At 68.2% G+C, this 2,663-nt stretch carries 2 protein-coding genes; both read left to right on the top strand.

Annotation, left to right across the window (positions count from 1 at the left end; genetic code table 11):
• Window positions 1–282 precede the first annotated feature (282 nt).
• Window positions 283–1,611 (top strand): S1 family peptidase, encoded by a 1,329-nt coding sequence (locus tag ACFU4Z_RS04365; RefSeq protein ID WP_379059651.1) that lies wholly within the window; start codon window positions 283–285, stop codon window positions 1,609–1,611.
• Window positions 1,612–1,739: 128 nt separating this feature from the next.
• Window positions 1,740–2,633 carry an NRDE family protein gene (locus ACFU4Z_RS04360; protein ID WP_379059650.1) on the top strand — a complete coding sequence of 298 codons (894 nt, stop codon included), beginning with the start codon at window positions 1,740–1,742 and terminating at the stop codon, window positions 2,631–2,633.
• The last annotated feature ends 30 nt before the right edge of the window (window positions 2,634–2,663 follow it).

Below are 2,663 nucleotides of genomic sequence, written 5' to 3'. Positions count from 1 at the left end.
GCGGCTGCCACGCCTCCGCCCGACCCGGCGCAATAGCGGCTGCCACGCCTCCGCCCGACCCGGCGCAATAGCGGCTGCCACGCCTCCGCCCGACCCGGCGCAATAGCGGCTGCCACGCCTCCGCCCGACCCTGCGCGACTGTCGGCGGACTGCGTCCGACAACGCCATTAGGCGTGTCAGAGCCTGCTCACGCCGGACGTGGTGTCGGTTACGTCCACATCGACCGAATCGTCACACCGTGATAAGTAGGCACCCCCGGGCCGGAGCCCATATAGTCTGGGAATGCTCCTGCCACGTATAGGTCATCTCAGATCAGCTGCGCGACAGACCCCGGTCCGCAAAGCAGTCATCGCCGCCTCGGCGGCGATTCTGCTGTTCGGTCCCACAGCAGCGGTAGCGACGGCACAACCCGACCCGAATGCCGGACTTTCTCCCGAACTGGCAGCAGCCGTGGCACGCGATCTGAAGATCTCGCCGGAGGAGTACCTGCACCGCGCCGACCTGGCCCAACAGGCCGCGGCCTTCGCCACTACCGCACAGCGTCAGTACCCCCAGATTTTCGCCGGTTCGTGGCTCAACGACGCGGGCCGTGTCGTGGTGGCGCTCGCGCAGGGATCCGGCATCGACGAGGCGCGCAAGGCCGCCGATTCGGCGGGATTCGAAGTCCGCAATGTCGCCAAGAGCGAGGCCGCGCTGCGCGGTGAGAAGACCGCGTTCGAGCGGTGGCTCGACGGGCAGCCCGAGGCGGTGTCCGCGCTGGTGCGCGGCGCGGTGATCGACACCGTCAACAACAGCATCGCGGTGCGGGTCGACCGGCCGGGTCTGCCGATGCCGAGCTTCATCGATCCGGCGCGGGTCATGGTGATGGCTCCGCCGGTGGCGAGCGAGCCCGCGAATCTGCCGCGAGCAGGCGAGATCGCCGGTGAGGCGCGTGGCGCGCTGTCAGGCGGCGACGGTTTCGCCTCGATCGGCGGGGATACGTCGCTGCGTTGCTCGTTCGGCTTCAATGGCACCGACCGGTCCGGCAACACCGTGAACATCACCGCGGGCCACTGCAACCCCGACATTGCCTCGGCGGGCAGCGGCAACGCGGCAGGCGTTTTCGAGCTGCTGGGCGATCGCGCGGGCGCACAGCTCGGCACGTTCCAGAAGTCGGTGCTCGGCGCGCAGGACTACTCGATCGTTCGGATCAGCGACCAGGCCAAGGGGCGCTTCGAGAACAACGGCGTGCGGGTGCCCGGCCGGGCGCCGATCCCGATCGACGGCGTCGCCACGCCCGTCGTCGGTGCGCCGGTCTGCAAGTCCGGTTCGCGCACCGGCTTCAGCTGCGGCATCGTCAATGCTGTCGATCAAACCGTGCTGGTCGGCGATCGTGAGCTCACCCAGAGCTTCTCGGCCAACATCTGCGCGCTGCCCGGCGACAGCGGCGGCCCGATCGTGACCGGCCGGATGGCACTGGGCATCTCCAGCGCGTCCTCGGTGGCCGACTTCCCGATCTGCGAGATCCCCAACCTGATCGGCGCCCTCACCGGCAATGTTCCGCAGCTGTTCGCGCAGCCGGTCAGCGTGGTCCTCTCGGACAACCCTGGTCTGCGGATTCGCACCAACTGATCCTCGGGTCACCGAAAAGGCCGGCAGCGGGTCGCTGTCGGCCTTTTTGCTGTCACTGCGCTGTTCTACCGGCCGTCCGGGGATGAATGCGCTGTGAGCGCCCGCTGGGTTCCGGCATCCTGGATTACATGTGTTTGGTTTTGATCGGCTGGCGTGCACATCCGGAGTACCGGTTGATCGTCGCGGCCAACCGCGACGAGTTCTACACCAGGCCGACCGAATCGATGCGGTGGTGGCCGGAGGCGGCCGGCCTGCTGGCCGGACGCGATCTCGGGGCCACCGGCAAGGCGTCGGATGACCTGCCGGGCACCTGGCTCGGCCTGACGCGAGAGGCGCAGGGACGCAATCGCTTCGCCACCGTGACCAACGTCCGCAACCCGGACTGCGAACGCGCCGAAGCCCGTTCGCGCGGGGCGCTGCTGATGGATTTTCTGCGCGGCGCTGACGACCGCCATCCCAGCGGCAGATTCCCCGGCCCCGAAAAGTACGTTCTCGACGTCGCTGCGGCACCAGATGACTACAACGGGTACAACGTGGTGGTCTCGGACCTCGAATCGCTCTGGTGGCATTCCAACCGCAGCGCACTGCCGCCGCAGGAGCTGGCACCGGGCTTCCACGGCGTATCCAACGGCAGGTTCGTGACGTCGGCCGCGCCGGGCCCCGCAGCGGCCTTGGAAGCGCCCCAACCCATGTGGCCCAAGGTGCGCAGCGGCCTCACCGAGTTGCGCACGGTGGTCGAATCCGATCCGGGAAACGTGGGTCGCTACTTCGAGGTGCTGGCCGATCGCACCGAGGCACCCGATGAGCTGTTGCCGCACACCGGAGTTCCGCTGCGGCGCGAGCGCACGCTCTCGGCCAGGTTCATCGCCAACGCGCTGCACGGGACCAGGGCGAGCACGGTCTTGCTAGTGCGCGAGGACGGCTCATTCGAGGTGGCCGAGCGTTCGTTCGGGCGGTTCGGGCGCGGTAAGGGCGAGGAATCGTTCAGCGGCAGCTTGGATTTGCGCGAGCGCCAGACCTGAAAACACAATCGGCCCGCTCTCTACGAGAGC

This window comes from Nocardia sp. NPDC057440 (assembly GCF_042802915.1).
GTDB lineage: Bacteria > Actinomycetota > Actinomycetes > Mycobacteriales > Mycobacteriaceae > Nocardia.
The sequence above is the reverse complement of the archived record's forward strand: the minus strand, read 5'-3'. Positions and strand labels throughout refer to the sequence as shown.

Bases quoted from the DNA above. Each gene is read 5' to 3' on its own strand.
- ACFU4Z_RS04365 (WP_379059651.1), top strand. From the start codon at position 283: ATGCTCCTGCCACGTATAGGTCATCTCAGATCAGCTGCGCGACAGACC.
- ACFU4Z_RS04360 (WP_379059650.1), top strand. From the start codon at position 1,740: ATGTGTTTGGTTTTGATCGGCTGGCGTGCACATCCGGAGTACCGGTTG.